The organism is Alteromonas sp. IB21 (assembly GCF_016405965.1).
Lineage (GTDB): Bacteria > Pseudomonadota > Gammaproteobacteria > Enterobacterales > Alteromonadaceae > Alteromonas.
In genome coordinates this window covers 1-25,067 of record NZ_JAEFCD010000037.1, presented here as the reverse complement: position 1 = coordinate 25,067, position 25,067 = coordinate 1, and the positions used below count along the sequence as shown (strand labels likewise).

At 44.5% G+C, this 25,067-nt stretch carries 13 protein-coding genes; 9 read left to right on the top strand and 4 right to left on the bottom strand.

Features of this window, described 5'->3' with window-relative positions:
* Positions 1-7: 7 nt before the first annotated feature.
* Complete coding sequence (locus tag JC525_RS18550) at positions 8-8,656, bottom strand: GH36-type glycosyl hydrolase domain-containing protein (RefSeq protein WP_198817468.1); 8,649 nt, start codon at positions 8,654-8,656, stop codon at positions 8-10.
* Between the two features lie 190 nt (positions 8,657-8,846).
* On the bottom strand, positions 8,847-9,548 hold the full coding sequence (locus JC525_RS18545) for a Crp/Fnr family transcriptional regulator (protein ID WP_198817466.1): 702 nt from the start codon (positions 9,546-9,548) through the stop codon (positions 8,847-8,849).
* A gap of 225 nt (positions 9,549-9,773) precedes the next feature.
* Here JC525_RS18545 and JC525_RS18540 point away from each other — a divergent pair, with 225 nt between their 5' ends.
* The 4 genes from JC525_RS18540 to JC525_RS18525 all read left to right on the top strand — a co-directional run bounded on the left by JC525_RS18540 (position 9,774) and on the right by JC525_RS18525 (position 13,640).
* On the top strand, positions 9,774-12,479 hold the full coding sequence (locus tag JC525_RS18540; RefSeq protein WP_198817464.1) for a cation-translocating P-type ATPase: 2,706 nt from the start codon (positions 9,774-9,776) through the stop codon (positions 12,477-12,479).
* 43 nt (positions 12,480-12,522) lie between these two features.
* Positions 12,523-12,873, top strand: coding sequence for a DUF6768 family protein (locus tag JC525_RS18535; RefSeq protein ID WP_198817462.1), 351 nt, complete (start codon positions 12,523-12,525; stop codon positions 12,871-12,873).
* 277 nt (positions 12,874-13,150) lie between these two features.
* Complete coding sequence (locus tag JC525_RS18530; RefSeq protein ID WP_198817461.1) at positions 13,151-13,411, top strand: type II toxin-antitoxin system ParD family antitoxin; 261 nt, start codon at positions 13,151-13,153, stop codon at positions 13,409-13,411.
* The gene (locus JC525_RS18525) at positions 13,398-13,640 is read left to right on the top strand and encodes a type II toxin-antitoxin system RelE/ParE family toxin (RefSeq protein ID WP_233095299.1); all 243 of its coding nucleotides are present in this window, start codon (positions 13,398-13,400) and stop codon (positions 13,638-13,640) included. The genes JC525_RS18530 and JC525_RS18525 overlap by 14 nt, the downstream gene beginning before the upstream one ends.
* Positions 13,641-13,948: 308 nt before the next feature.
* Here the strand turns inward: JC525_RS18525 and JC525_RS18520 are convergent, their stop codons facing one another.
* Together JC525_RS18520 and JC525_RS18515 are read right to left on the bottom strand one after the other, a co-directional pair.
* Complete coding sequence (locus JC525_RS18520; RefSeq protein ID WP_198817459.1) at positions 13,949-16,654, bottom strand: serine/threonine protein kinase; 2,706 nt, start codon at positions 16,652-16,654, stop codon at positions 13,949-13,951.
* A gap of 71 nt (positions 16,655-16,725) precedes the next feature.
* A complete protein-coding gene (locus JC525_RS18515; RefSeq protein ID WP_198817457.1) occupies positions 16,726-17,337 on the bottom strand; it encodes an ECF-type sigma factor in 612 nt (203 codons plus the stop codon).
* A 281-nt stretch (positions 17,338-17,618) separates the two neighbouring features.
* Between JC525_RS18515 and JC525_RS18510 the strand changes: the two genes are divergently transcribed.
* The 5 genes from JC525_RS18510 to JC525_RS18490 all read left to right on the top strand — a co-directional run.
* Positions 17,619-18,059 (top strand): hypothetical protein, encoded by a 441-nt coding sequence (locus tag JC525_RS18510; protein WP_198817455.1) that lies wholly within the window; start codon positions 17,619-17,621, stop codon positions 18,057-18,059.
* A 25-nt stretch (positions 18,060-18,084) separates the two neighbouring features.
* On the top strand, positions 18,085-18,966 hold the full coding sequence (locus JC525_RS18505; protein ID WP_198817453.1) for a hypothetical protein: 882 nt from the start codon (positions 18,085-18,087) through the stop codon (positions 18,964-18,966).
* Between the two features lie 94 nt (positions 18,967-19,060).
* Positions 19,061-20,929 carry a PKD domain-containing protein gene (locus JC525_RS18500; RefSeq protein WP_198817451.1) on the top strand — a complete coding sequence of 623 codons (1,869 nt, stop codon included), beginning with the start codon at positions 19,061-19,063 and terminating at the stop codon, positions 20,927-20,929.
* 209 nt (positions 20,930-21,138) lie between these two features.
* Entirely contained in the window at positions 21,139-23,055 is a 1,917-nt protein-coding gene (locus tag JC525_RS18495) for an InlB B-repeat-containing protein (RefSeq protein WP_198817444.1), read from the top strand.
* A 526-nt stretch (positions 23,056-23,581) separates the two neighbouring features.
* Positions 23,582-25,067, top strand: a 1,486-nt coding sequence (locus JC525_RS18490; protein ID WP_198817442.1) for a serine/threonine protein kinase, incomplete at its 3' end; no start/stop codon positions are given.

Sequence of the window (25,067 nt, the reverse complement as noted above, 5' to 3'; positions counted from 1 at the left end):
ACATTACCTAATCTTTTATTAAAATTTTGACATGGTGCTTACCTGCTAACAGAGGGAACGCAATATTTGTGGTGAAGTTATACCTCTCTTCATCGATATAGACGGCCCACTTCTGCTTCGCATTAGGTGATGCTTTACCCTCGGCAAACGTGCCAGATGCATTGTCCGTGGTTTCGGCTCTCTTCTCGTGCCTGTCTCTTATTATCTCGTCTCTTATTACCTCTATTACATAGTATGCTCTATCTATGTCTATCGTTACGCTGTAGCGATCCCACTTTGAGGGTAACTGTGGTGTTATTTCCAACGATTTCCCTCGTTTTCTTATTCCCAATAGTGAAGAAAGCCCTGCTTGATACATTAAACCTGCGGCCCCTGTGTACCAGGTCCAGCCGCCTCTACCACAATGGGGTGGTACAGAGTAGATGTCTGCCGCCATAACGTAGGGCTCAACCTTGTATTGTGCGCAATGCGCTTCACTAAGCGCGTGATTGATAGGGTTTAGCATTGAAAAGAGTTCGAATGCCTGGTCTGTTTTTTCTTGCTGACACAGCGCCATAACTGACCAGACTGCCGCGTGGGTGTATTGCCCCCCATTTTCTCGAAAGCCTGCTGGATAGCCTTTTATGTAGCCCGGCTCTAAAATGGTTTTTTCGAAAGGAGGGGTAAACAGCAGCGCCAAGCCTAGCTCTTTTCTTACAAGGTACTGCGACGCCATTCTCATGGCTTTGTTAGCGCGTTTAGGGAGAGCGTGATTTGACAGCACTGCCCATGACTGACAAATAGCGTCAATTTTGCATTCATCGTTAAGTTGAGAGCCTAGCCAGATACCGTTATCGAAAACGGCCCTTCGGTACCATTCACCATCCCATGCATGTTGTTCGATAGCCTGAGTTAGTTCTCGCGAGGCCTGCTGCCATTGTGCTTTGTAAGGCATTAGCTTTTGCTTACAATAAGGTGACTCAAGTTCGATTAGCTGGTCAATGGCAAATAGGATAAACCAACCTAGCCACACGCTTTCTCCCGAGCCAAGCTTGCCTATTCCGTTCATACCGTCGTTCCAGTCACCGGTACCCATTAGCGGCAAGCCATGTTTACCTCTGGCAGCGAGCGCTGCGTTTATCGACAATATACAATGCTCTAGAAGGCTTGCTGTGTCATCGCTACTGCTAGGCATGAAAAAAGCGTCATGCGCAGCAATGTCAAGAAGGGGCCCTTCCAAGAAAGGGACGTGTACTTGCCAGATGTCTTGGTCTTGAGTGTGCTTTGCGTAATGGGTTGCTGCTACGACTAACCATATTCTGTCGTCAGAAATATGGGTTCTCACCCCTTGTCCTGAAAGCGGCAGCCACCAATGTTGAACATCTCCCTCTTTAAACTGCCGAGACGCGGCACGCAAAATGTGCTCGCGCACGCGCTCGGGGCTGTGCCATAGCATCGACATACCATCTTGCAGTTGGTCGCGAAATCCAAAGGCACCACTGGCCTGATAAAAGCCGCATCGCGCTAGAATTCGGCTGCTCATGGTTTGGTAGTTCAGCCAGCCATTTAGCATTAGGTTAGTTGCTTTGTCAGGGGTATCTACCTGGACATGGGTGAGTAAACGTAGCCAATATTCTTTAGTCTGGTTTAGCACAACATCAAAAATAGCGTGCTTATAGCGTTTCATTAACTTAAGGGCGTGGGCATGGCTGTTTGCATAACCAAAAACCAGCACTACGTCATGCGAGGCGTTAGGCTGCAGGGTAAACGTCGTTTGCATGGCGGAACAAATATCAAAACTATGCCCCAACCTTTTTTTCATCGGCTTATTAGAGGCTAACGCTCTGGGATTACCTGGACTTCCATATCGCCCAAGGAATTCGGTACGGTCTGTGGTCCATTCATCCAGTTCATTCTGAAGCATGACAAATGCCTGACTTTCAGAAAATTCAGTGGAGAATGGGTTGGACAGCGTAATGGCCTGAAAGTCGTGCTCGAATGAGGAGGTAATAAATGGTCCGCTTTCATACTTGTCGTTAGCGAGTACCCACTCGATATAACTGGTAATCGATAATTTTCGTTTCCGCTCTCCCGTATTTTTAATCGATAGGCGCACCAGTTTTACAGGGGCGTTTTGCACTATCGTATGAGTGGATTCTATATGAAGATGGTCGGCGTGGTGTGAAAATACACTGTAGCCCCAGCCGTGGCGCACCTGATATTCACCGCCATCTTGAATGGGCTGATTGGCTGCACTGCTCAACGCAAGTGTGTCTTCATCTCTCACATACCAGTTGTCAACGCACGGGTTACACACAGGGTCGTTGTACCAAGGGGTTAACTGGTTGTCGCGGCTATTTTTGGCCCATGTGTAGCCGTTTCCATCCTCACCAATTTGAAAACCGAAGTCGTCATTGGCGATAATATTTATCCAAGGTGCAGGAGGCGTCAGGCCGTTATTTAACTGAATAACGTACTCGTTGTTTTTGGTATCAAACCCGCCTGTGCCGTTGAAAAAAGAAAGGCTGGAAATATCGGTTTTATCTAACGGCAATGGCGGCATATATCGCGCCTGTTTTTGCACAGTTTGGTCAGCAAATGATTTATCGGGGAAATCCGTTTCAAGAAGACGGTGACATTGTGTTTCTAAATCTCCGTCGCGCGCGTTAATTACCAGTCTGGCGGCATGCATTATGGTTTTTAGCAAGTCTGTTGAAATTTGGTCGTGGCGTAACACATGCACATAGGAGTTTGCGGGGCGGGTGTGTTCATCTGAGTGGTAAACGGGCGATTGACTGCAGCGCACTGCGGTTTCAAGAGCATCGTGTAAACTGTGGAAATAGGTTGAACGCTGTTCATTGATGATCACAATATCCACATACAGCATTTTTAGTTTCCAATATTCGTGTGCACGCAACAGTTGCTCTACATGTTTTATATCCGCATTTTCACCTATGCGCATAACCACGATGGGGAGATCGCCAGATATACCCTCTTGCCATAGCAAATGCTTGATACTTTTTACTGCTAAGGGCAATGGGTTTTGGTTCGAGTAACTGGTATCTAAATAAAGCAACGATGTTGCTATTTTTTGAAAGGTCGCGGTTTCATCATTGTCTATACCAAGGTGTCTGAGTAGGAGCTGTGCTTGTGTCCATGCCATGGTTTTAGCGCGCTCAAACGAGTAGGTATCGGCGTGTTGGTCGATAAGCGATAGTAACTTTGTGCGAGAAGATGCCACTAATAACCAATAGGTTATCGTCATTTGTTTTCCCGCGGGAATATCAATGTGATGCCTCAATACAAATACCGGATCGATAACCGCGCCAACTGAGCCGCTCAGCCGGTTAAGGCTATTGTGTATTACTGCGTTTCCCTTTGCGTTGTGTATAGTATTACCTCTACCGATAAACGTCAGCCTACTCGTATCAAACTCGAACTCATTAGCTACTTGGTCGCTCACTACCGCAAAATTAGCTACCCATATTTCACGTTCCTCCGGCGCACGCTTTCGCCTTGTTGCGATAAGTGCGTTACGCTCTTTAAGTACACTTGTTTGCACAAACATTTTTGAAAAAGCGGGGTGGGCGCTATCCGTTTCCCTTGGCGCCAGCGCCAGCGAGTTGAAGGAGGTTACAACGACGCTTTTGGTAGTAAGCGATGTGTTGCTCACTTTAAGCTGACGAGCCTCGCCGTCGCTTTCACTGGTAACGACGATGTCTACACTGCTTTTAATATTACTAAGTGTTGCTTCATAACGGGCATAGTCTTCGGCAAATTCGGTCGTGTATCTTTTATGGTTTACGCGGTTTTCAGCATGTAACGGCTGTATAGTCGGCGAATAGGTTCGCTTCGACTCCACGTCGTGAACAAAGAAAAACATGCCGTCATCGTCGGTGGTGGTATCGCCATTCCAGCGAGTAATCGCGATGTTTTTCCACACGCTATAGCCACTGCCTGCTGAGGTTACCATTGCTGTATACCTGCCGTTTGACAGCAAATTCGTTTGTCTTGGACCGTTTTTCTGCGGGCTAAAAATTCGGGATGCGGGTTTAGACGATGAGAGATTTTGCGCAATGCTATCCCCCTGAGTTAAAGGACGTTTTAGTGAGACATTTCGGGGAATACGTTCTTGAAGTAGAGACTCACAGGCGCCAATCATTGGCTCGCTGTGAAATCGATTACGCATGACGCCGTTGTTGAGCGTATTGTTGATAGCGACAATGGTCATGCCCTGATGATGCGCCATATAGCTCTCAATTACGGTATGTTTAGCATTTTTTGGTTGTCTTGACGGGGTGAAATCGACGGCTTCGTAGTAACCATATGGCCCTAAACACCCTAATAATTCGAGTTGTTTAAAGTTTTTTACAGCACTGTTCGGGTCTATCATTGCGGCAAGTCCGCTTGAATAAGGGGAGACCACAATACTTTCAGCAAGTCCACGTTTAAGCCCTAAGCTAGGCACCCCAAAATTTGAATATTGATAGTTAAATTCTAAATCTCGTGCGTTGAATGCCGATTCGGAAACACCCCAAGGGACATTGAGGTGCTTGCCATAGTGACGCTGTTGAAGCACTGCCATTTGGTTGGTATTGGCAATGAGGCTGCCAAAAGGTGCTCGCATAATTAAAGAAGGCATAAGGTATTCAAACATCGAACCTGACCACGATAACAGCGCTGCGCTGAATCTAACAGGCGATGCTGTGCGGCCCAAGTGAAACCAATGCTTTGAAGGAATGTCGTTTTTAGCAATAGCAAACAGACTTGCCAAACGCGCTTCAGAGCCTAGTAAGTCATAGCAACCCGTATCTAACTCGTCTTTATCGACAGAATACCCGATACTGAGCAGGACCTTCTCTTGGTTAAATAAGAAGTGAAAATTCATGTCCATTGCATACGAGCGAGCACAAGTTGCGATGCGCTCAAGTCGTGCTTTCAGGTTACCCTGCGCAACAGATAAAACCTGTTTATCTTGGTTCGCCGCCTCTATACGACTAATTGTGCTCTGTAACCAGTAGTTGATATTCCCGTCAATTGATGATGCTTTACAAGTCAGTGAACCTAGAAGTGAACGAAGGGTTTCATCCACATTTACTAAATCATAAGCCGCATTGCTGTCTTTATCTTCCAACAAATTTAGCAAATTGAGTATTTCAACTCGGCAGTGAGAATAATGTTTTTGTTTTGGTTCAGCGGCCAGAATAGCAGCGTCTAGCAGCAGTAAATTGTCATAAAGCGCCTGTTTAATGTTCGGCTCAACACGCTGTTCTACCTGTTCTTGCCAGGCCTCCAATGTATTGGCAAGCGCAATAAGGTGCCCCGCTAAATTACCACTATCAACAGACGAAACATATTTAGGGTGTAATGGTTGAAGCGTTTGTGTGTGATACCAATTCAGTAAGTGTCCTTCATACTTTTCCAATTTGCCGAGTGTTTCCAAGGTTTTTTCAAGCTTTTCGATGGCTTCAACAAGCCCTATCCAGCCAAAATCCTTTGCACTCGCTACCGACAGTACATATAACCCGATGTTAGTAGGTGAAGTGCGGTGTGCGGTTTTCGCTTCGGGCAGCTGCTGAAAATTGTCCGGTGGCAGCATATTGTCATCAGGCGTAACAAATTCATCGAAGAAACGCCATGTTCTGCGCGCTATAAGGCGAAGTGTAGTTTGCCTGTTTTCGCTAAGGTGTAGATAGGGGCGCACATTTGGCTGACTCAACAGCCATGCCATTGCTGGGGCGAGGAGCCATAGCAGCACAAAAGGCAGTGTCGTGAAAAAATGGGCTAATGAATACAAAAAAGCCGTTATTGAAACAATCAACACTACGCCTACACTTGTGCTCATAAGCTTGTAGTAGTTTATGAGCGAGGGTTTATGCGTGCGTTCAATCTCATCAGAGGATACCCATTGTAGAAGGTGGTTTTGGGTAAACGCCATCCTTAAAAGCGTTCTTACCAATGCATCGAAAATTTTAACGCTTTTATCGGGCAGGAACGCAATAATAAAAAAACAGTTAACAACAGACAGCAGCACGTCTGATAGCCACATTTTTAAGTGCGTGATTATTCTGCCTTGGCTTCCTCGATACGAAATAAAAAGCAGCAGCAAATGAATAAGAAAAGGTGTCGCCAATATGCTAAAGACCATCGCCCATAGTAGTACGGCTTGTTGTAACGTAAAGAAAAAAGACAATATCAGCGTTGTAAAGAGACAAGGTTGTACCAGCGACCGACGTAAATTATCAATAATTTTCCATCGTCCTAGCGTGGGAATTTTACCCGTGCCATTGACTATACCTAACAGCCAAGGAAGCAGTTGCCAATCACCTCTTGTCCATCGGTGAAGACGATTAATATCGGCATGGTAACTGCGGGGGTAGGTTTCCAAAACCTCTATATCGCAAGCAAAGCCAGCCCGGGCGAATATCCCTTCAAATAGGTCATGACTCAACAGTTTGTTAGAGGGGACACGAGATTTCAGCGCACTCTCAAATGCGTCAATGTCGTAAATCCCTTTTCCGGTGTAAGACCCTTCGTCGTACAAGTCTTGATATACGTCTGAGCTACTGGACACATAGGGGTCTATTCCCCCCGGGCTTGAGAAAATGAATTGATACCAGGAGCCATTGCCATTGCTTGGCATTAAAGGCGTAACTTTAGGTTGCAAAATGCCGTGCCCTTTTACAATACGGCGCTTTATTCTGTCGAGTAGCGGTGTATTGAGCGGGTGAGCCATTTTGCCTATTAATTTTTTAATAACGCCGCGAGTTAATTGCGTATCTTCATCTAAGGTCACCACATATTTGATATATTCTGGAATGTCTATGTGATCAGAATTAACAGGCGTGAAAGTGGTATCTGTCGCTCCCCTTAAAAGTCGATTGAGTTCGTGTAACTTTCCTCTTTTTCTCTCCCACGCCATCCATGTCTGCTCGTGACGATTGAACATGCGTTTGCGGAACAACAGATAAAATCGCTTGCGATTTCGGCACCCTGGGTATTTCCTATTCAGTGCGGCAATGTTTTCACTAATTTGCTGTAAATGAATTTTGTCGCTGGATAATGCTTGGCTGGTGGCATCAACGCCATCCAATAAAAGCCCAAAACTTACGTTATCATCAATACAGGTTAAATAGTGCATTTCAAGCTGGTGAGTGAGTTTGTCGGCGCCTGCCTTGTTAGATAGTAACGACGGTATAACTACGAACGTTCTGCTGGCGTTTGGCACGCCGGTCTTTAGTGAAAGGCCGGGTAAAGGATGGGTATGTACAAAGCGCAAAATGATTTGGTTTACTATAAGCACTGACACTTCGCCGATGGGGATAAGTGCAAGCAGTGACAAGACAATTTGGAGTAACACCGAGAAATTAAAAGCAAACAGGGCAAGAATAAAAAAGACGAGTAAGAGAACACTTAACGAAATGATAAGCCCCACATAAACCTTAGTGCCGCACTCTCCTAGCGCATAGCTTATTCGCTCCATTACGGATGGTTTGTAACCAATTTCGTTTTCAAACTGACGGTGGCTATCGCCAAATAGGTGGTAGCCAGGATCGCCAATGCGACGTTTTTCTGAATCGACGGTTTCATCAATGCTCAACGCTGTAGCGCGTGCCAAGGCAGCGTCAACTATTTCACATTCGCTTAGTCCAGAACCTGAGGCTAGCCGTTCTATATGTGAGCGGTATAGATTGCGCGTGCTAAAATCCATATCTTCATAGGCACGGTAGGTGCGCAGGCGTTTATCAACATGGCTCAATTGTTCGAAAGGGACTTTCCAATCGATTTCTCCCAACAGCCTTAAACTGTTGATGATATTGCTCATGGTTTCGCTTACTACACTATGTTCCAGTGATACTTGTTGAATTATGTCGTCGACAGACTTTTTTTCCTGAGACAGTTGTTGATTAAGCCAACGAAGCAAAGGGTATTTTTTAGGGTCTTTACCGCGCAAGCGTCTTGCCAGTTGGGCTAAAAATGCAACATGTGCGCTTGGAGAGTAATTGTATAGATCCGGCGGTGTAAACGGCGGCGACGTGGTTGAGCCAATCGTTTGCACTAGTGCCTCGTCTGCCGCACTATTAGCTTGATTATGTGCAACGTGTTTATCTAACTGCGCTTTAGATAAACGGCGCAAGTTTTCAATAAGCACTATTTTGGTTATGGACGGGAGCGACCACAGCTCCACTATACTCAATATTTCTGTACGCTGATAACACGAAATAAAATGGCAAAAGCTTCCGGTAGTAAAGTGGCAGTCAGTATGTTCTATGTAGTACCACGCGATGGCTAATATTCTAGCGTAACCTGTGAACTTGCCAACGGCCAGGCGAGGAAGTTGGCGATAAGTTCGTTCTGGTAGGTCTAATGAGGCTTGCCAGATTTGTGCGTCGACCACGTGATAATTGTCGAGTAACCACTCGAGCCCTTTTGGCGCGTCTTTACTATTGCGCTTATGTGAATTGCTTTTTGATACTAGGTGTTCGAGTGTCTTTGCGTTATCTTGAAACCGTTTATAAAGTGAGGGGACTCGCAGCAATTTTGCTGTCATCTTGTGATGCTTGGCTAATGCCTCTGCATACTTCCCCAAACGTTCGGTACTATAAATATCTTTGCGAATAGGGATATTTTCCCAGGTGGTATTTGAGGTGGACGTAGAAAAAAATGTGTACGGCATAACAAACCGGCCTTTTTAGGTAATTTCACGGAACACCTAAAAAACGCATTGTTGTCTTACATCTTTGATGTGTTAAATGCATTAGGCACATGATGTATTGCCTAACTATTTAGCCTCTGGATGATGCATTTATCTGTGCGTTAAAGCACATACCTAAAAAAATCTTACTGCTTAGTTTTTTGTTACTACATCAAATAGGAAAGGCTTCCAATCTGTCAGTTTCCTTCTTGACGACTTGGTAGCATTCGCAGCACATGCGCTCTAATTTTGGGCGGTCTATAACCTTGATATGGCCTCGTTTATAAGTGATAACGCCGGCTTTTTGAAGCTTACCTGCCGCTTCGGTTACGCCTTCTCTTCTCACGCCTAACATGTTTGCTATGAGCTCTTGCGTCATGACTAAATTATTATTTGGTAAACGGTCTAGTGATAGCAAAATCCAACGGCAGAGCTGCTGCACAATAGTATGGTGTCGGTTGCACACCGCCGTTTGTGACATCTGAGTTATGAGCGATAGGGTATAGCGCAACAGTAGAACGCGGACAGCGGGATCGTGATTAAATGCATGTTTTATAGCCGTTGCAGAGAGGCGATAGGCTTCCCCTTCACTTTGCACAATTGCCCGGCTCGGTGTGCTGCCTCCGCCTAAAAATACGGCAACACCTACAATGCCTTCGTTTCCCACTACTGAAATCTCGGCTGAAGCCCCGTCAGACATTTCAAACAACAAAGACACGATGGCATCAATAGGAAAATATACATACTGCAATGCTTCGCCAGACTCGTACAGTACCTGTCCTAGCTCAAGTGGAACCAATTCTAGCTTTGTTTCACATTTATCAGGTAACACCGAGAGAAGGGCAGATAAAAGCGTGTTGTTGCATTTGATCATAGAAGTACGTTCCTTTACTAACTTGCTGTTTTCGTTATTTGAACTGCATACTCATACAGAGAAAACGAATTTTTTATTGCAATGTAAACGTTGTTTATTTTCGCTTCTGTGCGATAGCGAACAAAGAACGTACCGAATTTAGGTGAGTATAGATGAGCACGCGCTGATTATATTGATCTGGCGCATTAATAGTCTAATTACTTTGATAATAAACTGGTTTGCATTGTGGAAATAGTAAGTAAAACACCTTGGTATCAAAAGACAGTATGTGGCGTGCTTGAAGCTTTAGATTCCTCGAAAGAAGGGCTCACCGAAGAGCAAGTCGTTTTGCGCAGAGCAAAGTATGGGCGAAATGGCATTGCTACAGCTTTACCTCCAAGCCTTATCTTCCGATTTGTCTCTCAGTTCAAGAGTCTTTTGGTATTGGTACTTGTGGTAGCCGTCATTCTTACCGCTTCACTTCAGCACTGGCTAGATGCAAGCGTGATTTTTGCTGTTATTGTTGTTAATGCCTTTATCGGCGTTGTGCAAGAGGGAAAAGCGGAAAAAGCGATCGCCTCTATTCGTCACCTTCTGGCCGTAAAAGCATCGGTTATCAGAGGTAGCATTAGAACAACTATCGATGGTGAGGATGTTGTCCCTGGCGATATCGTCATTTTGGCATCTGGGGATAAAGTGCCTGCAGATCTTCGACTTATCAAAACAGAGAGTCTGCAGATTCAGGAAAGTATACTTACTGGAGAAGCGCAGGCTGTAGTGAAGAAAACTGAAGCCCTTGATGCTAAGGTTTCGATGGGAGATCGAAGCTGCATGGCTTTTAGTGGCACCACCGTTGTAGGGGGGCAGGGGGTTGGCGTTGCAGTAGCCACGGGGGCACAGACTGAAATAGGTAAAATAGGGGGGTTGCTGTCAAAAGTAGAAAAACTGACCACACCACTAACGCTAAAAATGAATGTGTTAGCCAAGTGGGTAACTGCGCTAATCATTGGTGTAGGTGCTATTTTACTTTTTGTTGGGATCTTTCTATTACAGCGCCCTTTTCTGGACGTTTTTATGGCAGTAATTGGGCTGAGCGTTGCAGCCATCCCCGAAGGATTGCCAGCAGTACTTACCATTACGCTAGCCGTAGGTGTGCAAGCTATGGCTCGGCGCAACGCCATAATCAGAGTGCTTCCTGCCATTGAAACTCTGGGGGCCGTTTCGGTTATATGTTCTGACAAAACCGGTACACTGACCCGCAATGAAATGCAGGTGACTAAAATACACACCGCGTATGCTGCGTTTGACGCAAGCGGCGAAGGTTATCAGCCTGAAGGAGAAATATGCAATAAAAGTGTACCTATCACGCTTCAACATCGCCGGGCACTTACAACCCTCGCACTGGCGTGTAATCTGTGTAACGACGCAGAACTTTATGAAAGTGAGGGACAATGGCTTCACCATGGTGATCCAATGGAAGCTGCGCTTCTGAGTTTCTCTTATAAAGTGTTAGGTTGTGCGCAATTCAATGTTCGCGATAGATGGCAACGTAAGTGTGCGATGCCATTCGATGCAAATAGCCAATACATGGCAACATTAAACGAAAATAGTCAGGGTGAGTTTGAGCTATTTGTGAAAGGGGCGCCTGAAAAAGTTATTGCATTTTGTAGCAGTCAAAAAGGTGAAAGCGCAGATGTATCTATTGATCGGTCATTCTGGTTACAAGAAGCGAATGAAATGGCCGCAAGCGGATTAAGAGTACTTGCTCTCGCTGTGTTGGATTCAACCAGTAAAAACATCAGGCTGGAACAATCCACGCCGTTAACAAACAAAGAAATTGATGGGCACCTTTGCCTACTTGGCCTTGTTGGGCTTATGGACCCACCTCGAAACGGCGTTAAAGCCGCAATAGAAGAGTGTCGCCGCGCTCAAATACAAGTAAAAATGATAACGGGCGACCATGCCGTTACGGCGCAAGCGATTGGTAAGCAATTAGGGTTGGCACGTGCCGACACAGTACTCACCGGTGAACAGATAGATGCGTTAAGCGATAATGATTTAAAAGTGAGCGTACAAAACACCGATATTTTTGCCAGAACCACACCTGAACACAAATTGCGGTTGGTAATGGCGCTACAAGCCTTAGATTTAGTGGTAGTGATGACGGGAGACGGGGTGAATGACGCCCCTTCTCTTAAGCGAGCAGATGCGGGTATCGCTATGGGGCTTAATGGCTGCGAGGCCGCCAAGGATGCGGCAGAAATTGTTTTGGCAGACGATAACTTCACATCCATCGTAGCAGCCATAGAACAAGGGCGTACCGTATACAGCAACATTAAAAAAGTAGTGAGTTGGACTCTACCGACCAATGCCGGAGAGGCGCTCACTATAATCGTAGCTTTAATTGCCGGTATGCCTTACCCCATCACTCCAGTGCAAATATTGTGGATAAATATGATCACCGCAATATCGTTAGGCATCGCACTCGCGTTTGAACCGCCCGACAAAAATATTATGGCGCAACCTCCTAGACCCAGAAACCAATCGCTTATTCAAGGCGATTTGCTGTGGCACATCGTGATGGTGGGTGTACTTTTCTTTATCGCAGTGTTTGGTGTTTATCAATTTGCGATGGCACAGAATGTCTCTGTAGAACTGGCACGTACGCAATCAATGAACATGTTAGTGGGCCTTGAAATTTTCTATTTGCTATTTATACGTCGTATGCATCTGCGGGCCTTTAAAATGAAAGGTACAAAAACAAGTAAAGCCGTATGGGTAGCCATTGTGTTGGTCATTACTGCGCAGGCTATGATTTGTCATTTTCCTTTTTTACAAGACGTTTTTGGTACGGCTTCTCCAGCATTAATCGACTATGTAACGATTTTTATAGCAGGCGCATTGTTGTGGGTATTTCTTGAAGCAGAAAAGTTAGTAAGGCAATACCTTTGATAATGGCGGCTAATTACAAAAGCTACGCTAAGGAGCAAGTGAAATGAAAAAACAAGAGAAATTCGATAAAGAAGTACACAGACAGAAAAAAGTTAAACAACACGACGTCCAAAACGCAGGTTTAATCAACTATTTGCGGATGGGGTTCGCTTCTGACTTCCCCGTAATTATGAAGCTTGGCTATGCCATGGCTATTATCTTTAGTGTGTTGATATTCTACAGCGGCTATCACTTTTTCACCGCAGACAAAGATAGCGAACTTTTTTGGGGAGTTTGTTTAGTTTTGAGCGTTAATGCCCAAATTACGGTGAAGCTCTGGATATATATGCAAACTAACCACAATATTGTTATGCACGAACTTCTCGGTATGAAAAATCTGTCTACACACCGTTAATGGTAAAATGGAGGAGACAATACATTTTGGCTCTTCTTCATTAACGGGAGAAGCAAGCAACGGATTTTGAAAAGTTTGTATTTATAATAGTTGTTTTAAATCAACTGGTTGAATCTGCAAGACTTGGCTTTGCAAATTCTTTGCATGGCATAAGCTTTCTCACTGAGCGATCACTCACTACTTTTCTAGATCAATGAACACTTTGCCGAAGCTAATTATAGATTGGCAAGGTGAGCATATTATGCACATAATATGAATGTAACGTGTGGAGGTGTTTATGAATATTACTCTCGGCTCAGAATTTGAAAAACGTATCAATGAGAAAGTAGCCTCAGGGCTTTATACTTCAGCGAGCGAAGTCATCAGAGATGGTCTTAGATTGCTTTTCGAAAAAGATGTCCTTAAGCAACAGCAGTTGGACATTTTAAGGGAAGAAGTCGGGAAAGGTTTCCAGCAATTATCTGAAGGTAAGAGATCAGATAAATCAGCATTGGACATCTTTGCTGAAGTAAGTGATCAAGTCGATGGCAAGTTATAAGCTCTCAGAACTTGCCGAAGATGATCTGAGACTAATCGCCATTAAAACTATTGAAAAGTGGGGGCAAGATCAGGCTGAAGCATACATTTTATTGCTGCATGAAGCGTTAATTAAGATTGCCAACGAGCCTAATATCGGCAGGAAAAGACCTGAGCTTTTTGATAATGCCCGCAGCTTCCCAGTTCAAAAAACATATGGTTTATTACTGGTCCTCAGCACAAGGAATTGAAGTAGCCAGAATACTGCATCAACGAATGGATGATGTATCCGCGTTTGACTTGTAAGCCAGGCACAAAAAAAACGACTTGCGTCGGTTTATGCTCACATACTAAAAGTGGTACCAGAGGCCGGGCTTGATTGGTCGCCACGCGATGGGCCTACACTCGGACGGCACAGAGTTACCCTCGGCGGATTTTGAAAAGTTAGCGTTTAAAGGGTATGTTTTAACTCATTGATATTAAATGCAATTAATTTTATTTTTCAGCCGTGATTTTTCCCGACAACAGTGGTCATATTCGCAGGTCTGAAAAATGCCTGCTAATGAAGCTCCGCTGGCTGAACGTTTTCCATCTTCTTTATATAGCGGAGGATGTTGGCTTCTATTTCACCATTAGGGTCGAGGTCCTGCCAGCTAACCGCGTCGGGGCAGGTGTCTAAAGGGTTTAGCTGCATATCGGCCCGTAATTGGCGTATACGCCTCATGCGGTAGTCATCGTGGGTAAACTTGCGGCATAATCGCTCGTTGGCTGCATCCAGTTTGGCAACCGCTTGCGCTGTGTTGCCCTGTTTAAATAACAGTTTGGCTTTGAGATACACAAAATCCCCATAACTCCAGTACGGCAATGTGCTTTCGTCTATGGCATTTAAAAAGCCTTCGGCTTTATTTAACTCGTTTTTCCATAAGTAGAGGTGGGCGCCAACGCGGTAATAGCGGTCACTTTTGTTGACATTTTCTTGTTCAAAAAAACGGGTAAGTTGTTCAAAAACGCCCAAGGCTCTATCATCTCTAAGTACGATTAACCCCTCTGCATAACTCAATTTGATTCTATTAATCCAAAAATTAGTTTCGTTGCTGGTTGCCATATATAAGGCTTCAGCTCGTTTGCACGTAGCTTCCCAGACGCTTTTACTTTTGGGCGGATGGTATTCATTAATATAGGCACAATATAAATGGCTATAACTTTTTTCATTCACATCATGCCCAAACTTCTTAGAGTAATGGATTTTCGCTTGCATAGCATGAAATGCCAGTTCTTCCTTATCGAACTCATTTAATAGATTAATTATAAATTGCAATGTTAAATTGCTACCAAATGGTGTAAGCGATTTTAGGTAGTTGTTTAAAGTAGCGTTTTCTTGTATGAGCAGGGCCAAATTTTCGTTTAAGAGATAATCTAACTTGTATAATTGTAACAATTTTTCAAAATTTGCGTTAGTGGTTGAATCGACAGTTTCTAACAGCTCCAGTAATGCGGTATATAGCTTCTTTCCGTCAAATATTGATGCTCTTAGGTGCGAAAATTTTAGTTCTAAAATAGCAGGGTGAGCTGCGCCTAAGGCTTGTTCCAGTTGGTTTAAATGTGTTGCTAAACTGGTTTGTGCTGCTTGATTGTCATCGTGGTTTGCTAGCGAAACGAGTGTTTTTAACGCCATTTTTTGCAGTTGAAGCGGCCATTTAGGCGAATAAGAAGAAAGTATGTCTTGAATATCGTCTTTAGTAATACTGCTACGTTTGCTCAGTGTGTATTCAGCTTGAATAAGTTTTTTCAGATGCGCGAAGTCCTGATTGTTATCAGTTACAACGTACACTTCTTCTAAACACTGTAGGATGCGGTATTTTGCCTCAATATACTCTGTCCATCCTTCCGTTCTTATCCAGATAAGTAGCTTTTTATACACAGGTGATGTGAGTGCTTTTTGTGCTTTGAGTGTATCAATGATGATGTTGACTTTATCGATGGCGGCATAATAGTGATTGTTCACCATGTCTTCTTCGGCTAAAAAGCGCAGGGCAACGGTGTAATAGGGTATCAAGCTTGTCTTGCCTTCGGTTATCTGGCGCAAACGTTCAGCGCGCTCAACTGCGGCTTTGTAATTCCCGAGGATCTGATAGGCCTCGGCTTGAGCCAGCATAACTGGCGCAGCCTGTTCGGGTGATAGCGCATCAATATTGATTTTTTCCGAGGTGCTTAAAATATCCCGCTGGCGCTCGACCTCGCTGTTTGTCACTTTATCCACATTGCCAAGCAGGTGTTGTACCACAGCCAGCGCGTTTTCAGATTGTTTGGCGGTATTGCTGGCGTTATATTGGCTGATTGCGGTAATACCCAGTAACACTGCCGCAATGGTGGCAGAGGCCACTTTGTATCGCTGCCGGTAGAGCCACAATTTGCTGCGGTAGGACAAATCGGGTAATACCGACACGGGCTGATGGGCAAGAAAGCGTTTAACATCGGTTTGCAGGGCATGCACAGTAAGATAGCGTTTGCCTGGCTCTGAGTGTGTAGCAGTATCAATAATACATTGTAAGGCTCTGGGGATTGCGTTGGTTGGTGTGTTGTGTGTAACCACTGCGCTGATTAACTTTCCCGCGCTGTAAATGTCTGTTGCTGTGGTCAACCGTTCGCCGGCGAGCTGTTCCGGGCTGGCAAATTTATCGGAATAGGCTGCTGCATACTGGCCAACAACAGGGCCATGATCCTGTCCCAATAAATGAGCTATACCAAAATCCACCAGGTAAAGCATACTCTCTTCATCGACTAAAATATTCTGCGGCTTAATATCCGCATGCAGTATCTGGTGACTGTGAGCATGTTGCAGGGCATCTAATACTGGCAACAATAACTTGAGTTTTTGCTCAACGGTGAGGGCTTGCTGCTGTAGCCATTCGTTTAGCGGCAGGCCTTCAACCAGTCGCATCACAATATACATCAGGTTGTCGTCGGTGCGTCCGGCATCCAGTACAGGCACAATATTGGGGTGGCTTAAGCTGGCCAGAGCCTGAGCTTCGCTATTGAGAGACCTGCCATTTTGTTGCTGGGCAAATAAAGCCGGAAAGACTTTAATCGCTACCTGTTGGTGATATTCGTTATCGGCGCGCTCGGCAAGATACACTGAGCCCATGCCGCCATGGCCAATAGATTTTACGACTTTAAACGGGCCGAAAAGCTGTCCCGGTGCTATCTCGGGGCGGGCAAGCTGATTAAAGCCCGCTTCAAACATTGCGGTAAAATTGTCTGGCATAGCGAATAACTACCTTAACTACAATTCGCGATTGAAAACGGACTAACCTTGTTAACAAATTAGCGAAATATTCATGCAACGGTTCGCATTGCCGGTGCCGTATCGCCAAGCGACTGCGAGAGCTTACGTTTTACAAACGTAAGATCTTTTTCTACTGACGATTTCGACACGGAAAAAATATCAGAAATCTCCGCAACATCGAGTCCACAAGCATACTTAAGCTGAAAGACCGATATCTGACGTTCATGACTATCACGAAGTTTGTCCATGTGATTATGCACATCTATGATCCTTTCTAACAGTGCCGTATCGGGCATGGTTAGATCTGGTTGCAGCGTTTGTGGCGTGCGCTTTTGCGACAAGGTTTTTCGGGTGTGATCAATTAAAATACTGTACACCACATTGGCAAAGTGTTTAAAAAATGCAGCTTTGGTTGATTTATCTATATGCCCGCTTTGAGCAAGGCGGATATACGCATCGTGAACCAGCGATGTGGTGTTATGGAGGGCTTCCGTCACATTGCGGAATTCATCCTGGTTATCTGAGCTTTGGGTTTTGAGGAAGTGCTTCTGGCGGATTTTATGCGCTATCTGCTTAAAGTGCTCATAACAAAAATTATAAAGCTGCTGATTGGTTTGCTGATCTTTATTTATCCACTGGATTAATAACTCGGTGACTTCCATATTAAATCCTGTCTCCTTTAATTGCTAGAAAATACTACTGTTTACAAGGTCTTGCAATAAATTTACATAGCGAGTTTTTTATACTTTAGTGTTGGATTATTAATATTTAGCTTTTTAGACAAAAATTTTTACGGCAAATTTGTTCAATTGCGTATCTGGGCTCGGTACCGAGTTTTACGTATTTTTTCTTCCTGTGTGGATAAAACACGCCCCGCTTTTGACGCTACCAAAATAAATAGCATTGCGGAGACGTGATTATTTTGTTTAGAGAAGGAAGTGATATGTTTAAACGTCAATTACTCGCGTTATCAATGCTGCTACTTACAACCCTGTCTGCGAATGCTGAGAATGATGCCAGTGTGCTGGCGGTGACGTCAGCTCCGTCAGCGCTTATTTCAGTAGAGCAATCAAAATCGACAGTTTTTAATGTCACCATGCCGAGCAAAGGGGCAATGGTTGTCACACTGTACGGGGGAGACTTAATCAATCTGGTTGAAGAAGACAGCCCCCATATTTCAAGTAAGGTTGATAAAAACAGTGCAATCATTCTTGCCTCGTCTGCCGGTACGTATGCAGTAGGCGTGACTACTAAGTGCGGCTTGAGTATGTCTATCGTGATTAACGCAGTCGACGTTGATAGCGGTAAACCTGCCAATTTTGAATTGTTCAAACCTAAAGTGGCGATTGACGGCAGTACCTGTTCCGCAGTGACTAAAGGTTAACAACGGACTTAATAGGGAGTATTACATGGAACAAGAAAAAGTCATTCAGGCTGGCGGTGATAATTCACCAGCGTCAGACACTAACGTAGCAACTGCACAAGCCTCGTTCAAACTGCTGAATAAATTTGCGATTGCAGCATTTATTTGTTTTGCACTGGGGCATTTTCTGCCCGTTGTTGAACTTAGCAGTTTAGGTGTCTCAGAAACAGTGAGTGTCGCCGATTCAATGTCGGGCGGACAAATGGTGTTGCTGCTGTTTTGTTTAACCATTGGTATTGGCGCTGCAGCAACAGGCATATTTCCGCTTGCAGCCAAAGCTATCGCGGCGTTTTTCCTGATTAGCTATGGCCTGCACATGGCCGATGCATTTGACGAAACATCGGAAATAGCAAACTCACTGGACTTGATGGGAATTGATCTATACAAATCGAGAGGATGGCATAAGCTGATAAAGTTTATCGGTATTGGTGCATACCTTTTGGTGATTGGATACCTGATGATGCTGGTAAGCCTGGTGTTGAAATCCAAAAATCGTGACGACGCGGTGCCAGCCCCTTCAATCAATACTGATGCGGCGAAACAACGTGCACAGGCAATGGTGAGTCAAAGCTCCAATGGCCTGTCTTCATTCCTCACTAACCTCAATTTACAAGTGTCAGAGATAAAAATAGCGCTCAAGCAGCACGATGCTAATAACTCAGTAACTTCAATGAAGTCCGGTGTTGAGAAGGTGAAATCAGCGGCGGATAAAAAAGAAGCCAGTTCAGGCATAGATGGTGTGTTTGAGGTGATAAAGAACCTGTTCGGTTACGCGTTTGGTTATACCTCGACGGTATTTAAGACCAACCTTACCGGAAAAGTCATTGTCGTGGTTGGCGCATTTTTATTGTATCAGTTGATTTTTTAATACAGCGAAGTCAGCTCAGATTTTTATGAACTGTGGCTTATATCGCAAAACGGTTGACCATAGTTATCGGAACGACACTTGATGTAGGCATTTTATGAAATATTCGATTGTTTGTGTTTTCACTCTTTTACTTTTATCGGGCTGCGGAGGTGGAAGTGAAAGTAACGCAGAAAAAACAGTGGTGAATAATGCTCCCGTCATTGATGCATTGGATAGCCTGACGATAAACGAACTCAGCACACAAAATTTGCAAACCACGGTTTCTGATCCAGATGGTGATAGCGTGACTTTGAGCTGGTCGCAGGTGTCGGGGAGCAGCTTAACGCTGGCGAATGTAACTGAGTCTACCGTATCGATTACTGCGCCGGAGGTGCAAGCCGATGAAGATACGGTTATTCGGCTGGTTGCTAGTGATGAGCTCGGTAGTAGCACCTCAAAAGACATTACCGTAACCATTGTCAATGTTAATAAACTACCGGTTGCCGTAGGTAGTGAAGATATCTCTACATTCGTTGGGACTGAAGTCGAGATTAGCGCTAGTGGCTCCTATGACGAAGATGGCGAGATAGTGACCTATCAATGGTCGGTGGTATCGCCCGATGGTAATACTCAAGTTCACGCATTGAATAGCCCTACATTTTCTTTTACGCCTGACATGGCTGGACAGTATGAGGTTACGCTTGTCGTTACTGATAATGATGCTGGGGAAAGTTCTGACTTGATTGTTGTTGTCGTTGAGGATGACAATCACCCACCTATTGCAGAAGCCGGTGATGATCAAAACATCATTTTGGGCTCTGGTGTGACTGTAAATGGTTCTGACTCTTATGATCCAGATGGCGATGTCATCAGTTACCAATGGACGTTGGAAACACCAACCAATAGTACTGCCGAAATTACTACGCCTGACTTAGCAGCAATTACCTTTGCGCCAGACGTTCGCGGTACTTATATCGCTTGGCTAACCGTCACTGATTCGGCAGGGCTGACAGACACAGATTCTGCCACTATTTTGACAGATACTGCTAACCTTCCTCCTGTCGCGATAATTGCAGACGTGCACGACGTCGAAATAGGCTCAATCGTTGAGTTAAATGGAAGCTCAAGTTACGATCCAGAAAACACCTCTATTTCATTCACCTGGGTTTTGTATGCACCAGACGGCAGCTCTGCGGTATTGTCTGACCCCATATCGGCAACACCTGGTTTCACTACCGATATTGAAGGTACTTATCGTGTAACACTTGTTGTGTTCGATGGTGACTTATATAGCGAGACCGTAGAAGTCCAACTTACGGCGTACATTGAAAATATTGCCCCCGTTGCTGATGCCGGAATTGATCAAACCGTTCAGCCTGGCGATACAGTGTTGCTAGACGCTAGCGCTAGTTATGATGAAAATGGTGACGTATTAACCTATGAGTGGGAATTCGTAAGCTTCCCAGACAATGATTATCCCACCCTGTTTGATGCAAATACCTCAACACCTTCGTTTATTGCAGCTGTAGAAGGGGACTACGTTGTTGCTGTTACCGTAAGTGACGGCATTACCTCAACTACAGACAATATTTTAGTTTCGGCGATTACGCAATCCATCACCATTTGGTGGATGGAAGGCGACCAAAGATCTCAATATGCCTGGCCATTTACAAGCTATGGAGGAAACCTGTCATGGTATGTGGAGGATGGTGATGAGGTCATTCTGGAAGAGCCTTACAATTTCACCGCCACTGGCAGAGATTACGTCATCAGAGTATCGGCAGTGGACAATAATGGTGTCACAACGGCATTTTTCCGTGGGCTCTATGACGGACAAGTCATTCATGCCGGTGAAACGGTTGAGTTTACCTATGGTTTCTACCGTACATATGGCGAATATGCTGATATCGAGTTCTACATAGAAGTTGAAGGGCTGGAAGATCATACCTGGTATGTGCATTACGAAAACGCGTATACCAACTAGTTCCTATTTTTGGCGAAAGCCCTGTTTAAAGGGCTTTCTGTTCAAACTGGAATACATCCGACAGTTGTTAAATATGTGTAAGGATGGTCATTTCTTACACTTTGCATTTTCATTTAAATCATTGCTTTACGCTTTGTGTTGAAGTTCAATCTTTCACAACAGCAAATCTATGATCGGCTTTGTACAACGTTGTATTACATGGAGAATTTATGTCAAAAGGATTATTTTGGGTTTCGTCTTTGAGTGTGTTTTTATTTGCCTGTGGAGGTGGAAATGAAAGTAACGCAGAAAAGACTTTTACCATTTCCACTGATGTAACTGAAGGAGGTAGTATTTCGCCTTCAACTATTGCAGCTGTTCAAGGCTCAACAAATCAATTCACCCTGGCCGCTAGTGAAGGCTATAAGCTGATGTCTGTCAGCGGGTGTGATGGCAACTTAGAGGGAAACACTTACACCACAGGCAGTATAAGTCAAGCGTGCACGGTTTCAGCGACTTATGCATTGATAGAATATTCTGTGGCTGTGGAGTCCACATCTGGGGGAAGCATTTCACCACAAAGCGTAGCGCTAACAATGGGAGAATCTGTTGAATTTTTAGCGACAGCTGATGATGGCTATTATCTAAAAAGCTTTACCGGCTGTGAGGGGACAAGGGTAGACAATACGTTTCTGATTGAAAATGTCAGTAATAATTGCACCGTAAGCGCAACTTTTAGCAAACAGAACATTCGTAAGGGATTGGCTGCACACTATTACTTCAAAGATCAGAATATTGCTGAGGCTACGTCGACAGCGGCTAACACTCAATACCTGCTTGAGGGCGCCGCCGTCCCTATCTTGCCCTTTTTTGAAAATATGACTTTCGGTAAGGAGGTTGTAGAATTTACCTATAAGGCTCTGGCAGAGCTCCCGCAACGCCAGATTGATTATGAAGGGGATGCTGCTAGTGACTATATGTCTGACATGTACTCTTATGCAGCGGCAAATTATAATTTGGAAGATTATCAGGTGTATATGATGTATACACCCAAAATAGACCACGATTTATCTATGGCTTGGACGACGCTCTCACCAAGCTCATGGCAATTAGATGATCATACCTATACCTTTTATCCACTGGTTTTAGCGGGTTACGAAGGTGTCACTGCGCCGCATTTTGCCCATGAACTGGGTCACGAGTATGGCTTCGGTCATTCAGCCGCTATCTGGTGCTCAGGTGAGATGACGGGAATTATCCCTTTATCTCTTCGTTTTCCACAATTTTGTGATGAAAATACCAAGAAAGAGTATAGCTATTTTCCCTATGGTGACTTTTACGGAATCATGGGCGGGTATCGCGGCCAGGTGAATGCGGTATGGAAAGCACAAGCCGGCTGGATCACAGAACAACAGGTCAGTATCGTTACTGATGACACTCACCTGACGATTGAGCCTTCAAACGTTAAGTCTAATGGTATAAAAGCGGGTAGTATAAACCTCAGTGAGCACGGCCATGAAAACATGTCCTACTGGGTATCTTTTTCGACAGAAGATTATCAATACTGGGACGGCAAAGACAAAACGAATGTAACACCTGACTCGGTGCAAATTCGCTTATATGTGCCGAATGCTGATGAGGTATTTCCCAATGGAATGAAGTCGCCCGAAACCTATTTATGGCATACCGGTGAAGGCGAGGAAGGCGCTGTTTTACTCCCCGGAGAATCCCTTCACGATACCGTACGAGGTATTAAATGGACTTTTGTTGAAAGGGATGATTTAACCAATCTGCCAAGAGCGGTTGTATCCATCGAACGTTCACTTATTAGTCTTAGCTACGAAGAAACACCTTCCGAACTGACAGTCACTTTTAACAATGGCAACAGTAAACCTGTTGAGATTACAAATGTCACGATAAAAGGGCAGGCATATCAAGACTTCGCTATCGAGTCAGATAAGTGTGCCAATACAACAGTTGCTGCAAATGGCACCTGCCAAATAGTGGTATCTGGTGCTGCTAAAATGTGGGAAGCCGAAGATGTTCTTGGGAATGGGGCAGTATTACTGATTGAAAACTCCGATCTATTGCGGCCGTATGCCGCAATAGAACTCAGAGATGTTGCCCATCCTAATCTAGTAGAGTAACTCAACATATCAATGGCGGCTTAATGTCGCCATTTTTTGTTTGCCCTAAGTGGCTACCCTAAGTCGGCCGCTCAACACAGACACGACCGAGGCACCAATAATATTCCTCAGCCAACCAGGCAAACCAGGCAGCGTAAAATTACTGTAAAAAAACAGGTCTAACACATCTGTCACTAGCGCCTCGCTTTTCGCGAGGCTTGCATCTGCGGCTGAGCAGCAAGCAAACGAGTTGGATCTAAAGCAAAGAAATGGCTTTAACACCATGGAAAATAAGCAATCTTTATTTACTTAATTGTATTTTAGGTTATGTTTACGTTTCCGAATTAGGTGACGATACAGGCTAGTTAACCATCGTCACAATAAAAGAGTATGCAATGGATATGCGTGAGGCTTTTTACCATTCCTCATTTTCCCTTGCTAGAGGCATGTTGATCGTTGTGGTGCACCTACGTACTTGATTCGACCAAAACAACCCGTTAAACCCTGCCACATTTTATAACTTAATTTGCAAACAAGTAGTCGCACTATGAGCTTATATGAACACTTCGAAAATCTGTATCGCCTGGATGCCAGTCAACAACAAACTTATATCAATGCCCTCAACGATGCAGCACTGCAAAAAGAACTCACAGCACTAATGGCTGCCTGCCCTGAATCAATAACAGCGATATTTGAGAACGGGCTCAGAAATGCGACGGGCGTTACAGACTACGAAGAGCTTATCGGCACAACTATCGGCAATTACACGTTAACGGAGTTGCTCAACGTGGGGGGAATGGGGGCGGTATATAAGGGTTCGCGGTCGGATGGAGAGTTTGAGTTAACGGCAGCCATCAAGATCATCCCCGCCTCACTGAAAACGGCTAATAGCCTTGCACCGAATATTGAAGCGCAATCGCTCGCCAATTTGAATCATCCGCACATTGTGCACATTCTGGATGCGGGTAAAACAGATAGCGGCTTATTATTTATTGTGATGTCATTTATTGAAGGCATAACCATTGATGAGTTTTGTCAGCGGGAACAACCGAACGAGACTACAAAGCTGACCATGTTTCTGCAAATTCTTGATGCAATCTGCCATGCCCACAATAGTCAGATTCTGCATAGGGATTTAAAGCCTCACAACATCATGGTTGACCAAGACCAGCAGATTAAAGTGGTTGATTTTGGTATAGCCAGACTAATTTCGCAAAACCAGTCCGACACAACAAACCTCTATCTGCGTGCTGTATCCTTTAACTATTGCTCACCCGAACACATGGATGGAAGGCCAGTGACGTCGACCTCCGATATTTTCAGTTTGGGGCGGGTCTTATTTCAATTATTGACCCAGCAGGTCCCCAACCATTTTGAATTTAATGAACAGTTGGAAAACGCTAATTTGTCACGGGTACTTACCAGTATCATCAGAAAAGCTACCAGTCTGAATGCGTCAGAACGCTACCAGACCACCATCGAAATGAAGCAGGATATTCTGGCTTACTTAAACAAGCGGCCAGTTGTTGCATACCCGAGTAAAACATTGGACACGTTCAACTGGTGTTACCGCAATGTAAAATCCATCGGCATTGCTGCGGTATTTTTTATTGTGGTGATTGCTGCCAGCTTGCAGTTGCACAAGAAATCATTGGAGTCGCAGCAACAACAGGTTATTGCAGATACAAATCTGAAGCTTGCTGAAACAATGTTAAAACAGGTTGATATTACCAATGACACTGAATTCGACCGCCAGATATCGATCATCGAATCCGCCAAATCTATCGATATTTCAATACTGCCAAACCACCAAAAGACTCGGTTGCTGCTAGCGATGGCGCAAGCCTATAAAGCGATTGGCGATTACCCTCAGTTTGATGAGTATACCCAAAAACTCAACGAGCACCTTGCGGCAGTGGGTGACCAATCTGTAAATCGCTTGATTGGGCTACGAATGAGTATTGAAAATGATGTGTTATTTCAACGCTTTCAAAGCGCAGTGGAGAAAACTAAACGGTTAAGTGCAGACGTTG

Excerpts from the sequence above, each read along its gene's own strand:
- JC525_RS18515 (WP_198817457.1), bottom strand. The coding sequence starts at position 17,337 with ATGGAAGTCACCGAGTTATTAATCCAGTGGATAAATAAAGATCAGCAA.
- JC525_RS18535 (WP_198817462.1), top strand. The coding sequence starts at position 12,523 with ATGAAAAAACAAGAGAAATTCGATAAAGAAGTACACAGACAGAAAAAA.
- JC525_RS18530 (WP_198817461.1), top strand. The coding sequence starts at position 13,151 with ATGAATATTACTCTCGGCTCAGAATTTGAAAAACGTATCAATGAGAAA.
- JC525_RS18525 (WP_233095299.1), top strand. The coding sequence starts at position 13,398 with ATGGCAAGTTATAAGCTCTCAGAACTTGCCGAAGATGATCTGAGACTA.
- JC525_RS18520 (WP_198817459.1), bottom strand. The coding sequence starts at position 16,654 with ATGCCAGACAATTTTACCGCAATGTTTGAAGCGGGCTTTAATCAGCTT.
- JC525_RS18500 (WP_198817451.1), top strand. The coding sequence starts at position 19,061 with ATGAAATATTCGATTGTTTGTGTTTTCACTCTTTTACTTTTATCGGGC.
- JC525_RS18495 (WP_198817444.1), top strand. The coding sequence starts at position 21,139 with ATGTCAAAAGGATTATTTTGGGTTTCGTCTTTGAGTGTGTTTTTATTT.
- JC525_RS18510 (WP_198817455.1), top strand. The coding sequence starts at position 17,619 with ATGTTTAAACGTCAATTACTCGCGTTATCAATGCTGCTACTTACAACC.
- JC525_RS18505 (WP_198817453.1), top strand. The coding sequence starts at position 18,085 with ATGGAACAAGAAAAAGTCATTCAGGCTGGCGGTGATAATTCACCAGCG.
- JC525_RS18550 (WP_198817468.1), bottom strand. The coding sequence starts at position 8,656 with ATGCCGTACACATTTTTTTCTACGTCCACCTCAAATACCACCTGGGAA.
- JC525_RS18545 (WP_198817466.1), bottom strand. The coding sequence starts at position 9,548 with ATGATCAAATGCAACAACACGCTTTTATCTGCCCTTCTCTCGGTGTTA.